Origin of the sequence: Solwaraspora sp. WMMD406 (assembly GCF_029626025.1) — a bacterium.
GTDB lineage: Bacteria > Actinomycetota > Actinomycetes > Mycobacteriales > Micromonosporaceae > Micromonospora_E.
In genome coordinates, this window is the sequence record NZ_JARUBF010000001.1 from 4,953,617 (window position 1) to 4,973,302 (window position 19,686).

Genomic DNA, 19,686 nt, shown 5'->3' on the forward strand with positions numbered 1-19,686 from the left:
CCGCGCGATAGGTTGGACATCGACAGAGGTCGGTAGCTGGTCGGCGGGCAGCTCGGATCAGCCGGTGGTGGGCAGGCGGCGCACGGTCGGCGCGGCCCCAGCCGGGTCGCCGCCGACCGGGCCCGAGTCGACGACCAGGAACAGCTCCAACCGGTTGGCGCCGGCGACGAACAGTCGCTCGTCCGGGATCAGCCCGACGAAGCGGAGCTGACCGGCACGGTCGCGCGCCACCTGGACGACGGTACCGACCCGCCCGTTCAGCGCGACCGCGACCGGGGCTCCGACAGGCACCGATTCCGGCAGGGTGCCGTGCACCAACGCCGGGATCTTGCCGCGCTCCGCCCGGACGTCCTGGTACTCGGACAGATTCGCCACGGTCGCCGGCGGGCCGGTGCCGAGCACCGTCAGATCGTCGACCGCCGCGCCGACCAGGTCGGCCGCCGGCAGCGGCGGGAACACCGGCCGGGCGCTGGAACCCGCCCGTACGGCCGCGAAGTGGGCCGGTCCGTCGACAGTCACCGGCTCGCCCGGTCGCCGGTCGAACCGCTTGTCGGTGGTCTCCCGCTCGCCGCGCAGCGCGGAGATGCCGTCGGTACGCCACGGAACCTGCACCCCGGCGTGGTCGGCGACGGTCGGCAGCAGGTCGACCTGCTCCCAGTTGCGGTCGTCGGTCCGCCCGGCCTGTTGGCCTGGCTCCTTGACGAACAGCGGCACCCAGGCGAGCTCGGCGGCGGCGGTGAACTCGTCGTCCATCTCCCGGCCGGTGACCCCCTCGCTGAAGCTGCCGCCGTGGTCTGATGTCACCACGATCAGCGCGTCGTCGTAGAGGCTGCTCGCCCGCAAGACGCGCAGCGCCTCACCGAGCAGAAGGTCGGTGTAGCCGACCTGCTGCAGGTGCCGCTGGTGGGTGAGCCGGGCCCACCATGGCCCGTCGTACGGCAGCCCGCCCGGACCGTCGTACCGCATCCCGCTCGGCAGATAGGTCCACGGCGAGTGGGGCATCAGCAGATGCAGAAAGTGCAGCGTCGGGGTGTCCCGTGGTTGCAGCGAACCGAGAAACCCGGTGAACCTGGCCGGCTGGTTCTCCTTCAACCTGCTCATCCGGAACTCGGGGCCGGACTCGGGCGCCTTGTCGTCGGCCCGGATGTCGTCGGCCACCGTCGGCTCGCGGAAGCTGGCAGCCGGGTCATCCAGCGAATCGTCCGGTGAGATCAACTGGCCGTACAGTGCCGTGGTCTCCCGCAGCATCACCGGCAGGCTGCCCCGGTCCTGCCCGGGACGCCCCCGGCAGTGCTGCGGCGGGCACAGTTGGGTGACGTTTTCCCAGGCCTCGATCTGGTAGGTCGGTCCGAGCAAGGTGAACAGGTTGTCCGGGTGCTGCGAGTAGTGCGGGGTCAACTCCCCGGTCGGGTACCGCCCGGTCAACATCGCCGGCACCGCGTTGACAGTCTTGCCGCTCACCGTGGTGGCGTTGCGGTACCAGGTCGATCCGGCGGCCAACTGGGCGAAGTTCGGCACCCGGTCGGCGTCGATCTCACCCCGCTCATCGAGCAGCGACACCAGCGGGAACTCGTCGAGGATAATCATGACGACCGGCGGATGGGGACCGATGCTACGCACCGGCGCGTCGGACGTCTCCCGGCCGAGCAGCACCGCCGACGACGGAGAGGCGAAGACGAACAGCAGCACGAAGGCCAGCGGACCGACCGCCGCGACCCGCAGCACCTGCCGGGTGATCGTCAGTCGGGCGTACGCGACGGCTAGTCCGACTCCGATCAGCAGGGCGAAAACGGTCAACGGAGCACCGCGCAGGCCGGACAACAGTTTGCCGACCTGCACCGCGAGCAGCGCGCCGAGACAGCCGACGACGACTAGGTGGGTCCCCCGCGCGGCCGGTGCACCCAGCAGCCCGGTCAGTAGTACCACACCCCACAGCAGTACGGGTGGAACCAGCACGACGATCGCCACCAACGCCAGCACCGAGGCCGGACCGGCACCGTGGAAGAAGAAGAAATCCGGGCTGCGGCCGAGCACGTCCAGCAACGGCTGCGCGACGACCAGGCCACACAACGCGGCCAGCTCCAGCAACGCGGGGACTGGTGCCAGGGCTGGGGCTGGGGCTGGGCGCACCGCGTCGGTACGGCGGTCACGGGGCTGCTCGGTCACCGCGCACTCTTATCACAGTCGTCGGCACCTCCGCGTGGTCGGCGGGCCGGCAGCGGCTGAGCGCACAGATGGGCGTGGTTGGTCCGACCCACCGGCCGGGTCGGGTCCGGCTGCACCGGACCCGACCCGGCCGGACCGAAACACCTCGTCGCACGCTGCCGCCAATCGCAAAACGTGTGGCCGTGCGACACCGCCGAGCGGTCAGTGCTGACCGGCGGCCTGCTTACGGCGCAGGGTCCGCAGCCAACTCTGCGCGGTGTGTCGAGGAACCGAGTAGTGTGCGGCCACCCCGCTGGTGGTACCCAGCTGGGCGAACACCGCGCCGAGGTCGTCCGGCGCACGTCGGTAGCTGCGGGTGCCGGTGCCGGTGGCCGTCCGGTCGGCCGCGTCGGTACGCCTACCACGGCGCGGGGTCGATCCCGGTCCACCGGATGCCGCCTGCGTGGTGGCACCCGCTGTGGTGGCGGCACTCGCCGCGGACGTCGTACCGGCAGCCGTCGTACCGGCTCGCCGGGTCTGCCTACCTGCGGCAGCGGACGTCCGGGCTCCGGCCGTGGTTTTCCCACTCGCGGCCACGGACTTGCCACCCGTGGACTTCCTACCCGCGGTCGCCGACTTTCCGGCCGTGGCTGCGCCTTTCTTGCCAGCGGCTGCGCCTTTCCTGCCAGCGGCTGCGGCTTTCCTGCCAGCGGCTGCTGGCCTACGGGGTCGAGTCGGCACGGCGACCGGCGGCCGGACGTCGTCGGAAGACCGCGCATCGTCGGAGGACCGGACGTCGGCCGCGTCGGTGGTCGGTGCCGTCGCTCCACCATCGACCAACTCATCGACTGACGCTAATGCCGGACGCTCGGCGGGGCCGGCCTCGGCCGCTGGCGGGATCGGCGTGGATTCGGCAGCGATCGGATGATCCCCGGATGGACCCACAATCGACCTGAGGAGTCGCTCGACATTGAGTGCGGACAACTGGTCCGCGATGAGGCCCGCGCCGGTGCCGGCGCGGACCAGTAGTTCGGTGATCCGGGTACCGGAGCCGGTCACCTCGACGCGCAACGTGGTGGTCGCCCGGGTGTGATCGTCCGGGGCGATCGTGATGGTGTATGAACTCACGTGTTGTGGAACCTCCATGACTGCGGACGCCGCCGGTGCGGACCAGCCCCGTCGAGGTCACGGCCCGGCAGTACGCCTGACGATATCCGCAGCCAAGCTACCCCTTGGTAGACGGAACCACCAGGTAGGGTTTAACTCCCCACAGGAGCATGGGAAAGCAGAGCTGGATCGCCGCTCATCCGGCGTCGCGACATCGCCGAGAGATGCCGTACGGGAAACCTTGCGGCACAACGGATCTTAACATTTGTCTAGCTGGATTTATCCGAAGCTCCGTGACATGATCGGCCGAACGTGACCCCTCGCTTCCAATTAGTCACCAGGCCGGCCAGTGGAAATCCCACCGGCCGGGTGCTGACGAATGGAGCTGACGTGCAGGAAGACCCATGACGAACACCACGACACCGCCCCGGGGTCACCCGGCGTCGGCGACGACCATCTCGGCCTGGCGGATCCTTCCCTCATTGGTCCGCGATCCGCTGGCCACATTGGTCCGTCTCGCCGACCACGCCGACGGGCGAGTCGTCCGGCTGGGGCTCGGACCGGTCCGCCCATATCTGATCACCGACCCGGCGCACGTCGCGCATGTGGTACGGGACAACTCCGGCAACTATCTGCGCGATGGTCGAGGACTGCTCTGGCAACCGATCAAGCGGCTTTTCGGCGACGGAGTCCTCAGCGAAGGACCCGTCTGGGAATCCAGCCGCCGAACCCTGCAACCGTTGTTCACCGCACGGCGGGTCGATGCCCTGACCGAGGATCTCGCTGACGCGATCGACGCGGCGATGGAGCCCCTCGCCGAGGCCGCGTACGCGGGACGGACCGTCGACATGGGGCGGGAACTGTCCCGCATCGTCTGCCGGGCGGTCGTACGGGTGTTGTTCGCCGACCGGTTCTCGGTGACCGACGCGCTACGGATCACCGCGGCGCAGGACACCATCGCCACCGCGGTGCTCCCCCGGTTGCTGCTGTCGTTCGTACCCAACTCCGTCCCGGTGCCCGGCGATCGCGCGTTCCGCGACGCGGTACGGACCATCGACGGTATCGTCCTGCCGGTGGTCCGACAGGTGATGGCGCAACCAGCCGACGGCGGCGACGTCCTGGCCACTCTGGTCCGGGGGGTCGACGCGCACGGCCGACCGCTGGACGAGACGCAGATCCGCAACGATACCGTCGCCATGTTCGCCACCAGCACCGAAACGACGTACGGGGTGCTCACCTGGCTCTGGCCGATCCTGCAGGCGCATCCGGAGGTGGCGGCCCGGTTGTACGACGAGGTCGACGAGGTCGTTGGCGCCGGTCCGGTCCGTGGCCACCACCTGACCCGGCTGCGGTACACCCGGATGGTCCTCGACGAGCTGTTGCGGCTGTACCCGGTGGCCTGGCTGATGCCCCGTACGGCGGTCGCCGCCGACACCATCGGCGGCGTCGGCGTCGAAGCGGGAGCCCACCTGTTGCTGAGCCCCTATCTCACCCAACGCCTGTCCGGTGTCTGGCCCGACCCCGAGCGGTTCGACCCCGAACGGTTCGACCCCGAACGGACCGACCCCGAACGGACCGACCAGCGGCCCGCTGACACCGACCCGGCCGGGGGCTGCCCGGCCGGCTCCGGACCGCTGACCAGCCGACCCGTTCGACGTCCCCGGTACGCGCACTTTCCCTTCGGCGGCGGACCACACCAATGTCTCGGCCAGCACCTGTTCTATCTCGAAGGACTGTTGATCGTGGCGTCCATCGTGAGCCGGTTCCGGATCTCGGTGCCGGACGGTCGCGTTCCCCGGCCCCGGGCCGGCGCGTCGCTACGGACCAGCCATCCGGTCCAGGTCACGCTCCGACCGGTCGCACCGACCAGGATGGATTGATGCAGACTTCGGCGCTGTCGTTGTCCGCCGCCGACAACCTGGGGGCCGCCGCCGAACACGGGCGCGTGTGCGCGATCGCCGCCACCGGACAGCGTGACCTGATGGCCCGGGCGGCGGCGTACCCCGGGCTGTTTCCGGCCGCGCCGTTCGACGCCACCGTGTTCGCCGCAGTCTCGATGGCCACGGCCTTCGGCGCACCGTGGTGCACGCCCGAACAACTACGCCTGGCCAACCGTACGGCGTTGTGGGTGTTCGCGGTCGACTGGTTGATCGACTACCGGGCCAGCGTGGCGTCCGACGTAGATGATGTGATCCGCGCCTGCCAGGCGGTCGCACACGGCGCGTCGCCGGCCGGCGACGACGAGGTGGGCGGGTTCCTCGCCGAACTCGTCGCCGAACTGGCGACGTCACCGGCCTTCGCGTCGGGCCGGCAGCGGTGGAGCACGGAGCTCGACCGGATGCTGCTGGCCATGCGCCGGGAGTGGCGGTGGAAGACGGCCCGGCGGGACGACCCAGCAGGCGACCAGCCGACCTTCGCCGACTACCTCGACAACGCCGACAACTTCGGGTCGACGTTCGTCAACGTCTCCCACTGGCTGCGCAACGCGGACGGACCGGCGATCGCCCATCTCGATGAGCTGACGACTGTCAGCCGCGAGGTGCAGCGGGTGCTCCGGCTGGTCAACGACCTGGCGACACAGGGTCGGGACCGTGGCTGGGGCGATCTCAACGCGATGATGTTCACCTCCGACCGGGCCGCGATCCACGCACAGATCAACCAACTCGTGGACCGGTGCCGGGTGCTGCTGCGACCGTTGGAGATCCGGTGCCCCAAGGAGGCGGCCTACCTGTCCCGCCAGATAGGTTTCAGCAGCGGCTTCTACCGGGTCGCCGACTTCTGGGGCCGGCTGTGACCGTGGACGAACACGCGCCCGAACGCACCGTACCCGGGCGTGCTGGGACGGCGGACCGGCCACCGACGTCAGCGGCGGACCGGCCACCGACGTCAGCGGCGGCCCACACCTCCGTCGCGCGCCGCGACAGGCCGGCCGACCCGCACGCCGCCGGGCCGACCGCCGCCGACCTACACGCCGCCGGGCCGCACGCGGGCTGGTCGGCGGCGGCGCAGGAGGTGGTCGACGGATTGACCCGCCAGCCCTGGGGCCGCAGCAGCGTCTCCGTCTACGAGACCGCGCGGCTGGTCAGCCAGGCACCCTGGCTACCCGGCCATCAGGAACGCGTCCGCTATCTCCTCGGGCGGCAGCACCCCGACGGCAGCTGGGGCCCGCCGGGTGGGTACGGCCTGGTGCCGACGTTGAGCGCCACCGAGGCGTTGCTGGCAGGCGGGCCGATGTCGGCCGACGGCACGGTGCCGAGCACCGCGTACGACGAGGCCGCGCTCCGCGGGCTGGCCGCCGTACGGCGGATGTTGACCCCCGTACTGGCGGTCGCCTTACCCGACACGCCGGCGGCCGACATCATCGTGCCGGCGTTGGTCGCCAAGGTGAACCGGCGGCTCGACCGACGCCGGGTCGTGCCGTCGGCACCGGGCCGATGGACCGACCAGCCACCGTTGTCCTTGCCGGCCGGGCTGGACTCCCGGCGGCTGGCCGCGGTGCGGTTGCTGCTGGGCACCGGCGGTCGCCTGCCGGCGAAGCTGCTGCACGCGTTGGAGGTGCTGACCGACGAGCCCGGGCCGGTCCGGGTGCCGACCGCGGCACCCGGGCGCCCCGGCCCGCCGGCCGGCCCGGGCACCATCGGCGGATCTCCGGCCGCGACCGCCGCCTGGCTGGGCATCGTCGGGACCGACCACACCGGGGCCGACGAGGCCCGCGCCTATCTGCGTACGGTGGTCCGCGAGTACGGCGGCCCGGTCCCCTGTGCCACGCCGATCACCGTCTTCGAACGGGCCTGGGTCCTGGCCACCATGCTCCGCTGTGACCTGCCGATACGGGTACCGCCGGAGGTCGTCGCCGGGCTCCGGGACGCCGTCACCCCGACGGGCGCGGCGGCCGGTGCCGGGCTACCGGCCGACGCCGACACCACCGGAGTGGTCCTGCACGTCCTCGCGCTGCTGGGTGAACCCGCCGACCCCACGGTGCTGCGTGGCTACCAGGTCGACGGTCACTTCGCGACCTGGCCGGACGAGGACGGTGCCTCGGTGACCACCAACGCGCACGTCCTCGACGCCCTGGGCACGGTGGTCGCCACCGGCGCGTGGGGAACCGTGGCGGGTGGATCGGCGTACCGCCGGGACCACACCGATCTGGCGGCGGCCCGCCGCTCGGTGACCGCCTGGCTCTGCGACCGGCAACAGCCCGACGGGTGCTGGTCCGACCGGTGGCACGCGTCGCCCTACTACGCCACCGCCGCGTGTGCCCTGGCCTTGCACGAGCACGGCACCGGGCCCCGTTCCGCCGCGGCCGTCCTGCGCGCCGTCGACTGGGTGTTGCGCACCCAACGCCCGGACGGTTCCTGGGGCCGTTGGCAGGGCACCACCGAGGAGACCGCGTACGCGGTACAGGTGCTGCTCGCCACCACCACACCACCGAGCGCCCGTATGCGTGACGCGGCGTTGCGCGGGGCCCGCCACCTTCGACTGTCCGATGTTGATCGGGGACCGGCGTTGTGGCACGACAAGGACCTCTACCAGCCGGTGTCGGTGGTGCGGGCCACAGTGATCGGCGCCGGGGAACTGGTCTGGCGGATGGTGACAGGTGGCCTCAACAGGCACGCTTGAGCACCATGCCGCGACGCTGCTAGCGTGCGCCGTGCCCATGCGCTCAGTACCGCCACGGCACCGACGACGGTTTCATGACCACGCAGGAGTGGCAGGCAAATGACGAGTTACCCGCAAGTCCGGCCGGGGACGGTGTAATGGTTTCTCGCAGTTCTCGTCTGCGTACCAAGATCGTCGCACTCCTGGTTTCGCTCTGCGCGCTGTGGGCGTTCGCCGCCTGGGTAACCCTGCGCGACGGTTTGAATCTCCTCTGGGTGCAGACCTACGACAGTGAGATCTACCAGCCGAGCGAACCGCTGCTACTCGGATTGCAGGCCGAACGCCGTCTCGCCGCCGAGTATCTCGGGGATCCCAGTGAGCGACGGCGCGCGGCGCTCGACGATTCGATTCGGGACAACAGCCAGTTGGCTCGGGACTTTCAAACGTCGGCGCGGAGTTGGCGGGCGGAACTCGCCGCCGGCGACGAACTGCGGTCGCGGGTGGCCGAGACGGTGTCGCTGTTGGAAGGCCTCGGCACCACCCGTACGGCGGTGCAGGCGGCTGACCTCGACCGGTCCGACGCGGAAGCCGCCTACACCGCGACGATCGACGCTTTCTTTCACATGTTCGACGCGCTGGGCAATCTCGACGAGCGCGACATCGCCGACGACACCGCCGCGCTGATCGACCTCAACCGGGCCCGGGAACTCGTCTCCCAACAGGACGCGTTGATCGCCGGGGTGCTCGCGGCCGACCGACTCACCGCCGCCGAATACACCCGGTTCGTCCAGCTGGTCGGGGCCGAACGCTTCCTGATCGACAGCACCGTGCCACGCCTGCCAGACCGGGACCAGACCCGGTACGCCGACCTCGTCGACTCCGGCGGCCACCAGGGTCTGCGGACCACGCAGGAACGGATCGTCTCGACCAGCCGGGCGGGTGCCCCGCTGCCGGTCGACGGCACCGACTGGAACTCTGCCACCGAGTCGACTCTCGGCGAGTTGCACACGATCGTGCTCGCCGGCGGCGACGATCTCGTCGACCGCGCGGCGCCGGTCGCCATCGGGGTGTTGCTCCGGCTGCTGCTGGCCGCCGGGCTCGGCATGTTCGCCGTCATCGCCTCCATCATCATGTCGATCACCACGGCCCGCGCGATCGTCGCCCAGTTGGAACGGCTCCGCGACGCGGCGCACCAGCTGGCCGAGGAACGGCTGCCCGGGGTCGTGGAACGACTCGGCCGAGGTGAGGAGGTCGACGTCGCGGGTGAGGCCCCGCCGCTGGAGTTCGGAAACGACGAGATCGGCCAGGTGGGCCGGGCGTTCAACCGGGTCCAGGAAACCGCCGTACGTACCGCCGTGGAACAGGCCGAACTCCGACGCAGCGTCCGTGACGTCTTCCTCAGCCTGGCCCGACGGACCCAGGCCCTGGTGCACCGCCAGCTCACCCTGCTCGACGCCATGGAACGCCGCGAGGACGACGCCGACAAGCTCGAAGAGCTGTTCCGGGTCGACCACCTCGCCACCCGAATGCGCCGCAACGCCGAGAACCTGATCGTGCTCTCCGGCTCGACCCCCGGTCGGACCTGGCGCCGCGACGTGCCGATGGTCGACGTGCTGCGCGGGGCGATCGCGGAGGTGGAGGACTACACCCGGGTCACCGTGTTGCCGGTCGGCCCGGTGGCGCTGGCCGGCCGGACCGTCGGCGACGTCATCCACCTGTTGGCGGAGTTGATCGAGAACGCGCTGTCGTTCTCGCCACCGCACACGACCGTCCAGGTGAAGGGTCAACTCGTCGCCAACGGCTACGCGGTGGAGATCGAGGACCGCGGCCTGGGCATGAGCGACGACGAACGCGACGCGGCCAACGAGCGCGTCGCCAGCCACCCGGAGTTCCGGTTGTCCAGTACGGTGCGGCTCGGACTGTTCGTGGTCAGCCGACTCACCGAGCGGACCGGCATCCGGATCCATTTGAAGGAGTCCCCGTACGGCGGCACCACAGCGGTGGTGCTGATCCCGCTCGACCTGATCGTGGTGACGGCCGACGACGGTTCGGGCGACGACGGTTCGGGCGACGACGGTTCGGCCGCCCACGGTTCGGCCGACGACGGTGTCGCCGATGCGCACCGCCGATCCGACCCCGCGCCCGAGGCCGCGAGCACGAACGCCGGTCACGGACCGGAACCTGAGATCGCCGCGGCCCGGCCGCAACGTCACCAGACCATACGGGCGGTGGCGTCGGTGGTGACGGCGTCGCCGCCGCCCGCCGCGTCGGCGGGACCGTCGGTCGACACACCGACCGGTTCGCTGGCCGGGCCCCTCGCCGGTTCGCTCACCGACACCCCGTCGACGGCACCGCCAGCGGCCCGGAGCTCGACCTACACGCCGTCTGGGCTGCCGGTGCGGGTACGACCCACCATCGGTCCACCGCCGGCCGCCGCCCCGCCGCGCCCTACCGGTGGCCTGACCGACGACACGGCCGACCTCACCGGCGGTACCTCCCGACCACCCGAGCAGGTACTGCGCATGATGAGCGCATATCAGAGCGGCACCCGGCAGGGCCGCTCCGACGCCGCCCGGCTGGGTGCGGACCCGGACCCGCCCGACGACCAGCCCGCAGACGACCGTACGGGGCAGTGACGACGCCAGATGCGCCGCTGAGTCCGCTGACGGCAGGACCAGCCGGCACGAAGAGGGGAACGACTGATGCAGCAGACCGCCTCGATCGCGGACCTGACCTGGTTGCTCGACGACCTGGTCGGACGAGTGAAACAGGCCGATCACGCGATCGTTCTGTCGGTGGACGGCCTGCTGATGGCCTCGTCCCGGAACCTCGGCCGCGACGACGGCGAGCACCTCGCGGCGATGGCGGCCGGCATCCAGAGCCTGGCCCGTGGCGCCGGCAAGCGGTTCCGGGGCGGCTCGGTGCGGCAGACCATCATCGAGATGGAGTCGTCGTTCCTGTTCGTGACGGCCGCCGGGCACGGCGCGTGCCTGGCCGTGCTGGCCAGTGAGGAGACCGACGTCGGCCTGATCGCCTACGAGATGGCCATGCTGGTGACCAGAGCCGGCAAGTACCTGGCGTCCCGGACCCGGCCCACCGATACCTCTACCACAGAGAAATGACCTGTCACGATGAGCCAGCCCGACGATTCCAGTCCGGAGCGGTGGATCGACGACCACGCGGGGCCGGTGGTCCGTCCGTACGCGATGACCCGGGGCCGCACCCGTCCCAGCCGAGGCCGGTTCGACCTCATCTCGCTGGTCTTCGCCACCCCACGGACGCCCCCACCCGAGGCGGGTCTCGGTCCGGAGCATCTCGCCATCCAGGATCGGTGCTACGAGCCACTGTCGGTCGCTGAGGTGGCGGCCTACCTGGACCTGCCGCTGGGGACCGTCCGCGTCCTGCTCGGTGACCTATTGGAGCACGGTCTGGTGCAGGTGCAGGAACCGAGACCGGCGTCGACCCATACCGACGACAGCGTATTCGAGGCGGTAATCAATGGACTACGAGCGCTCTGATCAGCGAATCGACGAGGTCGTCGCGCCGACCGCCGTCAAGGTCCTGATCGCCGGCGGGTTCGGGGTGGGCAAGACCACCCTGGTCGGCTCGGTGAGCGAGACCCGACCGCTGCGGACCGAGGAGTTGCTGACCGAGGTCGGGGTGGCCGTCGACGACGTCTCCGGAGTCGAGGGCAAGACCACGACGACCGTCGCGATGGACTTCGGGCGGATCACCGTGAGCAAGGATCTGGTTCTCTACCTGTTCGGCACACCCGGCCAGGAGCGGTTCCTGTTCGTGTGGGACGAGCTGTCGCTCGGCGCGCTCGGCGCGGTGGTCCTCGCCGACACCCGCCGCCTCGCCGACTGCTTCCCGTCCATCGACTACTTCGAGCAGCGGGGCACCCCTTTCATCGTCGCGGTCAACTGTTTCGACGGGGCTCGGCAGTACGCGCTCGACGAGGTCCAGCTGGCGCTGAATCTCGACCCGGAGGTGCCGGTGGTGCTGTGCGACGCCCGGCAGCGGCAGTCCGGCAAGGAGGTGCTGATCACGTTGTTGCAGCACGCCCGGGGTCACTCGAAACGGACCGCCGTCGTCGGGTGACGGTCCCGCTGGCTCGGCGAGACGTCCTCCGGTTGCCCCGCCCCGGCTGTTGCCCGCGCCCGCGACAGGTACGCCGTACCTGGTAGGGCCGACGTACGGCACTGCCGGGCGGGACTTGTGGCCCTGCCGGCCGGTCGCGCCATCCCCAGATCATTGATGTGTCGGAAGGGCCAGCCCCGGCCGACACGGCGAACGGATTGGGGAGGGGATTGCGATGACACGATCGACTCAGACGACACCAGCGGCCCGCAGCGGACTGGGACAGGCACCGGGAACACCGACTGCCGCACGATTCGGCGAGGTGATCTGGGCGGTCACCCGGGTGGCACTCGGGTTCGTCTTCCTCTGGGCCTTCCTGGACAAGCTGTTCGGTCTCGGCAAGGCGACGCCCACGGAGCGAGCCTGGCTCAACGGCGGTTCGCCGACCACCGGATTCCTGAGCAACGTGGAGGGTCCGTTCGGCGGCTTCTTCTCAAGCATGGCCGGACAGGCCTGGGCCGATTGGCTCTTCATGATCGGTCTGCTCGGCATCGGTGTCGCCCTCTTGCTGGGCATCGGAATGTGGGTAGCCGCGGTCTCGGGATCGCTCCTCCTGGGCCTGATGTGGCTGGCGTCGCTGCCGATCGCGACGAACCCGTTCCTGGACGATCACCTGGTTTACGCGCTGGTGCTGCTCGGCCTGGCCGCTACGGGTGCCGGCCTGCGCTACAGCCTGGCGGGCTGGTGGCAGAGCCTGGCGGTGGTACGGCAGAACAACTGGCTCCGCTAACAAATCCATAACAGGCCCCGCTGATTCGATCAGCGGGGCCGCTTCGTGTCGGCACCCCGATGAGCCGATCTCAGGTCCGCTGGCCGGTGCCCGCTACCTGGTGGAATATGCACATGAGCGCCGGCTGCGGCTTTCGCCGCAGCCGGCACCCACGTCCATCAAACGACAGCATCCGAGCGTCCGAACCGGACACTCACCACCTACGGCGGTCGTCGCCTGAACCAGGCGATCAACGCTGCACCTCGTATCCTAGAGAACCGCTGTCCGTTCGGTAATGGATTGTGGGGCATCCCACGCCCGCCAGTCCGCTGGCGGCAGCCGTGGACGGCCGGCCGGATGCCCGACCACACCGGGGATTCGGCGGCCACAAGGACCGGGCCGGGCCCCGAATGACCGCCCTAACCAGATCTTCCGACCCCCTCTGGCGCTGCCAACCCCACGGGAAGAAAGGCGGAAGTGTTGCGGAATCGTACGTCAATGCGTCAGACTCAATTCTGAACCCGGCCGTATCCTGAGGAGTGAGCATCTGTGGCCAAGAAAGTCATTACTCTGCTGACCGACGACCTCGACGGCAGCGAGGCCGATCGGACCGTAGAGTTCTCGCTGGACGGCGTCAGTTACACGATAGATCTGTCCGAGAAGAACGCGGGTAAGCTGCGGAAAGCACTCGACGCCTACATCGCTGCCGGCACCAGGGTCAGCCGAAGTGCCGCCACTGGACGCGGCTCGCGGGGCAGCTATGCGGCCGCGCCGGCCCGTTCCGACCGCGAGCAGAACCGGGCGATCCGCGAATGGGCCGCCAAGAACGGCTACACGGTGTCCGAACGCGGGAGGATCCCGGCGAACGTCATCGCCGCCTATCACAAGGGCTGACCACAAGAGGCTGACACGGACGGCCCGGCACGTACGACGGCGCCGACGACACCTGGGGGCGTCAATTCCGTCCCCAGGCCGGCGGCGGCGTGTGCCGGCCCACCGCCGACCTTCCACCGAACCGCCGATCCGTCGCCGCGCAGCGGGATAGCGGCCACGACGGGACAGCGGCCCGCAGCCGGCCCGCAGCCGGCCGAGGGTCGGGATCGGTCAGAACGAAACGTGATCGAACGCGAACTCGCCATCCATGTCGGATCGCCGCAGCCGCAGCTGACGCAACTCGTCGGCGAGGTCGGCCCGCCCACGTAGCGACTCATCGGCCAAGCCCAGCGTCTTCAGCCGCTCGCCCACGGCAGCCGCGGCCAGGTCCTCGGCCAATCGTCCATGATCCACCCCGCAGTGCAGCCGGTACGCCCGAATGCGTACCCGCTCGAAGAGGAATCCGCCGTCGCGTACGGTCAGCCAGGCCCATCCCTCCGCGGCACCGTCCTTCCACCGGACGTGCAGACCCCGCAGCAACGGATCAGCAAGCTGCCGGCTCACGAAAGCGTCCACCGCACCGGCCCGGGCCACCGCCCCCAGATCGTTCACGTATCCGGTCCGACCGTCCGGGAGCCGACCGATGATGTCCCGATAGCCGACCCCCGCGCCGGGCTGGTCCGGCTCCGCTTCCCCGGCTTCGGTGAACGTCCGCGCGTCGATCACGTACTCGACGATCCGACGCCCCGCATCGGCGGGCCGCAAGGCGGACGACTCGATTCGCAGCGTCCGGAGACCCAGCGCGTCGCACACCGCGTCCGTCATCCGGTCCTCGCGCCACTCGGCCGCTGTCCGCCGGGCCGGATCCACCAGATCCACCACGAAGACGGGACGGTAGTCCTCCGGATCACAGACCACGAAGTCCCACTGGACGCGGGTCGCGACGCTCCACTGACGAGTCGTGACACCCGGCGGCCGGCGATACGCGATCTCGCTGAGCCGCCGATCCCGCACAATCACCTGGCCGGCGCGTTCCAGCAGAGCACCACTGCGCAGGCCGAGTCCGGCGTCATGCTCCGCCCGGCTCAGGACAGGACGGAGCCAGGCAGCCTGCCCGGCGCGTTCGTTGAACATGGTCATCATTGCCTTGGTCGCCCACTGGTCCAGGGCTATTGCGTAGTCGGGTAACTCCTGGTCACGGCGTCGATGAGGTCTGTAGAACGGCGGTTCGCTCGTCGGGTGGCGCGGGCGATGTTGGGTTCGCCGTTGCTGCGGTGGTAGCCGACCGCGGTGTTACGGAGTGTGGCGAAGACGGCGGGTCCGTTTCCGGTCCGGGCGTGATGGGCATCCTCACGTAACGTGACATCGCGGACGTAGTGCAGGCGGTTCTCGATATGCCACTCCGCCCGGGCCCAGGTGCCGAGGTCGGCGGGTCGGGCCTGTCCAGCGGGCAGGGACACCGTCAGGTACGCCGTTTCGCGGCTGGTCCTGCCCTTCACCGTGCGGGTACGGGTGATCCGGACGGCCTGCTGGGCGTAGGGGAAGCCGAGCCCGCCGGGGGTCGCCACGGTGACAGCTTTGACGGTGCGGGTCTCCGTGCGGCCGTGTCCGGTGTCCCGGGTCCGGGCTCCAACCGGGACCTGCGCCCAGGGAACAGCTTTGAGCTGGGCGAACGTGGTCGGCCGGTTGGCTTTGACCGTGACCATCAGATGTCCGCCGGCGGCGGCCAGGTACTCGGCGTGTCCGGTCTGGGCGTGCAGGGCGTCCGCGACGACCAGGACGTCGGTCAGCGATCCCAGCTGGGCGGCGACCAGGCGCAGCAGGGGCGTGAACGCCGGGATCTCATTCGACTTCGCGGCGATCTGGACCTGGGCGAGCACGACGCCGGTGCTGGTGTCGTAGGCCGACAGCAGATGGATCTGACGTCCGTCGGCGAGTCGGGCGCCGCGTACGACCTTGCCGTCGACGGCGATGACGAGGCGCCACCGCCGCCCGCTGCGGGTGACGGGTGTCGTGCGTGCCAGTAGCCAGCTGGCCAGCACCGTCGACAGGGCCTGCGCGTCGACGCGGATCAACAGCCGCCACACCGTGGTCGCGGCGGGAACCCGGTCGGTGAAGCCGAGCCTCGCCCACGCGGTGCGGTCCAGGTCCCGTACCCAGTCGGCGATCGCGGCGAAGGTACATGCCCCGGCCAGTACCGCGCACACCGCGACGGCGAGCACGCTGACCAGGGGGTAGCGGCGGCCACGCGGATCACGCGGATCGGGTACCGCCCTCAACGCGGCGAACAGGCCGTGATGCTCGCTGTCGGTGACCGCCGCCGGTGGTGGCGTATCGGTGGGTCGGTGCGGAAGCAGAATCTCGGTGGGTGATGATGGCATCGGCGGGTGCGGTCCTTCTCGTGATCATGTGGCTTCGCAACTTCATGATCACCAACGGGCCGCGCCCGTCCTGCATAGACCCCCGAATTCCTCCCGAACTCCCAGCTCAGCCAGCCCTCAACCGACTACGCAACAGCCCTGGTCCAGCGGGCAGGGACACCGTCAGGTACGCCGTTTCGCGGCTGGTCCTGCCCTTCACCGTGCGGGTACGGGTGATCCGGACGGCCTGCTGGGCGTAGGGGAAGCCGAGCCCGCCGGGGGTCGCCACGGTGACAGCTTTGACGGTGCGGGTCTCCGTGCGGCCGTGTCCGGTGTCCCGGGTCCGGGCTCCAACCGGGACCTGCGCCCAGGGAACAGCTTTGAGCTGGGCGAACGTGGTCGGCCGGTTGGCTTTGACCGTGACCATCAGATGTCCGCCGGCGGCGGCCAGGTACTCGGCGTGTCCGGTCTGGGCGTGCAGGGCGTCCGCGACGACCAGGACGTCGGTCAGCGATCCCAGCTGGGCGGCGACCAGGCGCAGCAGGGGCGTGAACGCCGGGATCTCATTCGACTTCGCGGCGATCTGGACCTGGGCGAGCACGACGCCGGTGCTGGTGTCGTAGGCCGACAGCAGATGGATCTGACGTCCGTCGGCGAGTCGGGCGCCGCGTACGACCTTGCCGTCGACGGCGATGACGAGGCGCCACCGCCGCCCGCTGCGGGTGACGGGTGTCGTGCGTGCCAGTAGCCAGCTGGCCAGCACCGTCGACAGGGCCTGCGCGTCGACGCGGATCAACAGCCGCCACACCGTGGTCGCGGCGGGAACCCGGTCGGTGAAGCCGAGCCTCGCCCACGCGGTGCGGTCCAGGTCCCGTACCCAGTCGGCGATCGCGGCGAAGGTACATGCCCCGGCCAGTACCGCGCACACCGCGACGGCGAGCACGCTGACCAGGGGGTAGCGGCGGCCACGCGGATCACGCGGATCGGGTACCGCCCTCAACGCGGCGAACAGGCCGTGATGCTCGCTGTCGGTGACCGCCGCCGGTGGTGGCGTATCGGTGGGTCGGTGCGGAAGCAGAATCTCGGTGGGTGATGATGGCATCGGCGGGTGCGGTCCTTCTCGTGATCATGTGGCTTCGCAACTTCATGATCACCAACGGGCCGCGCCCGTCCTGCATAGACCCCCGAATTCCTCCCGAACTCCCAGCTCAGCCAGCCCTCAACCGACTACGCAACAGCCCTGCCCACTGGTCACGGTCGTGATCCGTCACATCGCTACTCGCCCACTCGTCGCCGGGTCGGCGAAGTCCCGACCATGCTAGTGGTCGACACCGCCGCCAACGTGCCGTCATCGGCGAAACCGCCCGACGCGCGGCCCGAGCCCGCCGTCACCGGCCGGTCCGCCGATGACGGCGCCGACGGACCCGACCGGGCCGATCAGCGGCGGGGCGGTACCGGCCCGACTGGAAGCAGCCGCAGTGCCAGCTCAGGACAGTTTGCGACCGCGAGAGCGGCGTGCCCGCGCAACTGTGACGGGACCACCGGTTCCCTGCTGCCGTCCCGGGAAACCGGGAATCCCCAGTCGTCGTGGGTCAACAGCTCAGGTAGCAGCTCGATGCAGAGCCCGCGACCATCGCACGCCGCCCAGTCGATCTGCAGCCGCCGGGCGTCCGGATCGTTCACCTGTCCACTCCTAGCGGCGCCACCCCGTAGAGACCGTCTCCGAGCCCTCACCATAGCCGCCGCCATCGGCCCAGCCGTGCCACTGGTAGCCAGCGTCACCTGGCGCATCCGTCCAGGCCGGATCACGGTAGGCCGGGTCCGTCCAGGCCGGGTCGCGTCGGTCGGCCTCGCCGCCGTGGTCCGGATACCCCGACCGGCCGTACTCGTCGTCGACGACGCCCGGCTCCGGGTAGCCACCCCACCGGGCGTCCGGGTGGATCTGCGCCCCGTACCCCGGCTCGGCGCGGCCGTGGCGGGAGTAGCTCAGCTCGTCGTCGCCCTGCCGGCGGTGTCCCTGATACGACGGCTCAGGCTGATACGGCGTGGGTCGGCGATACATGTCGATCGGGGAAGCCGCCGCCGCGTACCCGTTGGACGGCACGGCGGCGTAGCCACCGGACGGGGTCGCCGTCCGGGCGGGCGACCCATAGGGCCAGTGGCGCGACGCGTCGTCAGGCGGCGATCCCACCACAGTCGTCTCCTCCTCGACGACGCCGGTGGTGGACCGGGCCGCCGCGCCACCGGTCACCACTGTCGAACGTCGAGGCGATCGGCGGGCTCTCGGCCGGATCCACAGCACCAGTCGCCAGACCAGCGCACCGAGCACGGCCAGCAGGCAGGCCGCCGAGACCGCCCACATCCAGGACTCACCGCTGTCGGTGCCGGTCCCGACCGCGTGCCCGAAGGCCGCCGGCCACGACGCGTACGCCAGCCAGTGGATCGTGCGCCACAGCCGCACCCCGATCCGCCGACGGAGCAGGCTGGTCACCACCAGGACCAGCATGACGTCGCTGGCGATCGTGCCCAACCCCAGGTAGATCGGCCGGTATTCGGCACCGAACGGGACGAACAAATCGAAGACCCGCAGCTTCGCGTACGGATCGAACAGCAACGTCACGATGTGCACCGTCAGCAGGCCGATCGCCAGCAGGGCCGCGTTGCGGTGCACCAGGCTGACCGCGAACCGCGGCAACCCGAACACCGGACGGCCGGAGCGGCTGCCCACACCGAGCACGACGACCACCGAGAGCAGGATCAGCGCCATCACTCCGGTGCCACGCGCGACGAACCACCCTGCCTCGGTCACCGCGTCCCCTCCTTCGCCGACCAACCGGCTACGGTCCGCACCACGCCGTCGTCGGCCACCAGCCGGCTCGGCGCCCCCAGCTCCGCCAGCCACCGCGTGGCCCGGCCACCCCGGACCAGCGCCGCCGTGCTCAGGGTGTTGGCCCGTACGCAACTGAACGCGGCGACCGACACCGTCCGCCACACCCGCCGCGCCGGTTGACCGGTACGCGGATCCACGATGTGGTGCAGCGTGACGTCCGATCCGGACCACTGCCGGCTGACCGTGCTCGAGGTGGCGACCGCGCCACCGGCCGGCAGGTTGATCACACAGTGCGGTTCTCCGGGACGGTCCTGGACCCGGACCCGCCAGCCATCCGCCGGAGCCGGGCCAGCGGTCGCGATGTCCCCACCGAGCGCCACCAGCGCACCCACCCGGCAGCGACGGGCGACCTCCCGCGCACACCGGTCAGCGGCCCAGGCCTTGGCGGTCGCCCCGAGGTCGAGGTGCACCCCGGCGGGGACGGTCAGCTCATCGTCCCGCAGCCTGATCTGGCGCCAACCCGCCACCGGCACGGGCGTCGGCGGCTGCGGCCGCGGCCGCACCGCACGCAGGACGACCCAGCGCAGATCCGCGTCGTAGCCGAGCTCACCCAGCGCCGTGCCGACGGTGGGATCGACGTCCCCGTCGGTGTCCCGGGCGGCCCGCAGCGCCACCGATACCAGCCCGGCGAACAGCGGACTCACCCGCACCGGTTGCCCACCCGTACGGCAGGCCCGCACCAGTTCGGAATCGGGCCGGAAGCGGCTCGCGGCGCCGTCGACCGCCGCCAACACGTCCTCGGCGATCTCGCGGGCCGCCGGCACCGCCGCCGGATCCGTCACCACCAGCCGCGCCAGAGTGCCCCACACCTCCCACTGGGCGCAGTCCGGTCCGACCGGCAGGGTCTCCAGCAGCGGCATCCG

General features: G+C 70.5%; 18 protein-coding genes. 10 read left to right on the forward strand and 8 right to left on the reverse strand.

The genetic code is table 11. The features are described 5' to 3' along the window. Window positions 1-57: 57 nt before the first annotated feature. Both O7632_RS21810 and O7632_RS21815 read right to left on the reverse strand, forming a co-directional pair. Window positions 58-2,166 (reverse strand): sulfatase-like hydrolase/transferase, encoded by a 2,109-nt coding sequence (locus O7632_RS21810; protein ID WP_278116794.1) that lies wholly within the window; start codon window positions 2,164-2,166, stop codon window positions 58-60. Between the two features lie 201 nt (window positions 2,167-2,367). Next, window positions 2,368-2,742 carry a hypothetical protein gene (locus tag O7632_RS21815; RefSeq protein WP_278116795.1) on the reverse strand — a complete coding sequence of 125 codons (375 nt, stop codon included), beginning with the start codon at window positions 2,740-2,742 and terminating at the stop codon, window positions 2,368-2,370. Window positions 2,743-3,115: 373 nt separating this feature from the next. Here O7632_RS21815 and O7632_RS21820 point away from each other — a divergent pair, with 373 nt between their 5' ends. The 10 genes from O7632_RS21820 to O7632_RS21865 all read left to right on the forward strand — a co-directional run bounded on the left by O7632_RS21820 (window position 3,116) and on the right by O7632_RS21865 (window position 13,594). Then, window positions 3,116-3,238, forward strand: coding sequence for a hypothetical protein (locus O7632_RS21820; RefSeq protein ID WP_278116796.1), 123 nt, complete (start codon window positions 3,116-3,118; stop codon window positions 3,236-3,238). A 469-nt stretch (window positions 3,239-3,707) separates the two neighbouring features. Continuing rightward, window positions 3,708-5,132 carry a cytochrome P450 gene (locus tag O7632_RS21825; RefSeq protein WP_347403642.1) on the forward strand — a complete coding sequence of 475 codons (1,425 nt, stop codon included), beginning with the start codon at window positions 3,708-3,710 and terminating at the stop codon, window positions 5,130-5,132. Then, window positions 5,132-6,046: a terpene synthase family protein gene (locus tag O7632_RS21830; RefSeq protein WP_278116798.1), complete on the forward strand. Its 915-nt coding sequence runs from the start codon at window positions 5,132-5,134 to the stop codon at window positions 6,044-6,046. Before O7632_RS21825 ends, O7632_RS21830 begins: the two co-directional genes overlap by 1 nt. Continuing rightward, window positions 6,043-7,872, forward strand: a complete 1,830-nt coding sequence (locus tag O7632_RS21835) for a prenyltransferase/squalene oxidase repeat-containing protein (protein ID WP_278116799.1) — start codon at window positions 6,043-6,045, stop codon at window positions 7,870-7,872. Before O7632_RS21830 ends, O7632_RS21835 begins: the two co-directional genes overlap by 4 nt. Before the next feature lie 137 nt (window positions 7,873-8,009). Then, complete coding sequence (locus tag O7632_RS21840) at window positions 8,010-10,487, forward strand: nitrate- and nitrite sensing domain-containing protein (RefSeq protein WP_278116800.1); 2,478 nt, start codon at window positions 8,010-8,012, stop codon at window positions 10,485-10,487. Between the two features lie 66 nt (window positions 10,488-10,553). Further along, on the forward strand, window positions 10,554-10,973 hold the full coding sequence (locus O7632_RS21845; protein ID WP_278116801.1) for a roadblock/LC7 domain-containing protein: 420 nt from the start codon (window positions 10,554-10,556) through the stop codon (window positions 10,971-10,973). A 9-nt stretch (window positions 10,974-10,982) separates the two neighbouring features. Beyond that, entirely contained in the window at window positions 10,983-11,369 is a 387-nt protein-coding gene (locus O7632_RS21850) for a DUF742 domain-containing protein (protein ID WP_278116802.1), read from the forward strand. Next, window positions 11,350-11,952 carry an ATP/GTP-binding protein gene (locus tag O7632_RS21855; RefSeq protein ID WP_278116803.1) on the forward strand — a complete coding sequence of 201 codons (603 nt, stop codon included), beginning with the start codon at window positions 11,350-11,352 and terminating at the stop codon, window positions 11,950-11,952. Before O7632_RS21850 ends, O7632_RS21855 begins: the two co-directional genes overlap by 20 nt. A gap of 214 nt (window positions 11,953-12,166) precedes the next feature. Next, window positions 12,167-12,721: a hypothetical protein gene (locus O7632_RS21860; protein WP_278116804.1), complete on the forward strand. Its 555-nt coding sequence runs from the start codon at window positions 12,167-12,169 to the stop codon at window positions 12,719-12,721. Window positions 12,722-13,249: 528 nt separating this feature from the next. Further along, on the forward strand, window positions 13,250-13,594 hold the full coding sequence (locus tag O7632_RS21865) for an Lsr2 family protein (RefSeq protein ID WP_278116805.1): 345 nt from the start codon (window positions 13,250-13,252) through the stop codon (window positions 13,592-13,594). Between the two features lie 210 nt (window positions 13,595-13,804). Here O7632_RS21865 and O7632_RS21870 read toward each other — a convergent pair whose 3' ends face one another. The 6 genes from O7632_RS21870 to O7632_RS21895 form a co-directional block, all read right to left on the reverse strand. Then, entirely contained in the window at window positions 13,805-14,713 is a 909-nt protein-coding gene (locus tag O7632_RS21870) for a DUF2726 domain-containing protein (RefSeq protein ID WP_278116806.1), read from the reverse strand. 29 nt (window positions 14,714-14,742) lie between these two features. Continuing rightward, window positions 14,743-15,954 (reverse strand): ISAs1 family transposase, encoded by a 1,212-nt coding sequence (locus O7632_RS21875; protein WP_278111103.1) that lies wholly within the window; start codon window positions 15,952-15,954, stop codon window positions 14,743-14,745. A gap of 106 nt (window positions 15,955-16,060) precedes the next feature. Then, a complete protein-coding gene (locus O7632_RS21880; protein ID WP_278116807.1) occupies window positions 16,061-17,035 on the reverse strand; it encodes an ISAs1 family transposase in 975 nt (324 codons plus the stop codon). A gap of 335 nt (window positions 17,036-17,370) precedes the next feature. Further along, window positions 17,371-17,616 carry a ferredoxin gene (locus O7632_RS21885; RefSeq protein ID WP_278116808.1) on the reverse strand — a complete coding sequence of 82 codons (246 nt, stop codon included), beginning with the start codon at window positions 17,614-17,616 and terminating at the stop codon, window positions 17,371-17,373. A gap of 10 nt (window positions 17,617-17,626) precedes the next feature. Then, window positions 17,627-18,742 carry a ferric reductase-like transmembrane domain-containing protein gene (locus O7632_RS21890; protein ID WP_278116809.1) on the reverse strand — a complete coding sequence of 372 codons (1,116 nt, stop codon included), beginning with the start codon at window positions 18,740-18,742 and terminating at the stop codon, window positions 17,627-17,629. Beyond that, on the reverse strand, window positions 18,739-19,683 hold the full coding sequence (locus O7632_RS21895; RefSeq protein ID WP_278116810.1) for an FAD:protein FMN transferase: 945 nt from the start codon (window positions 19,681-19,683) through the stop codon (window positions 18,739-18,741). The genes O7632_RS21890 and O7632_RS21895 overlap by 4 nt, the downstream gene beginning before the upstream one ends. Window positions 19,684-19,686 lie beyond the last annotated feature (3 nt).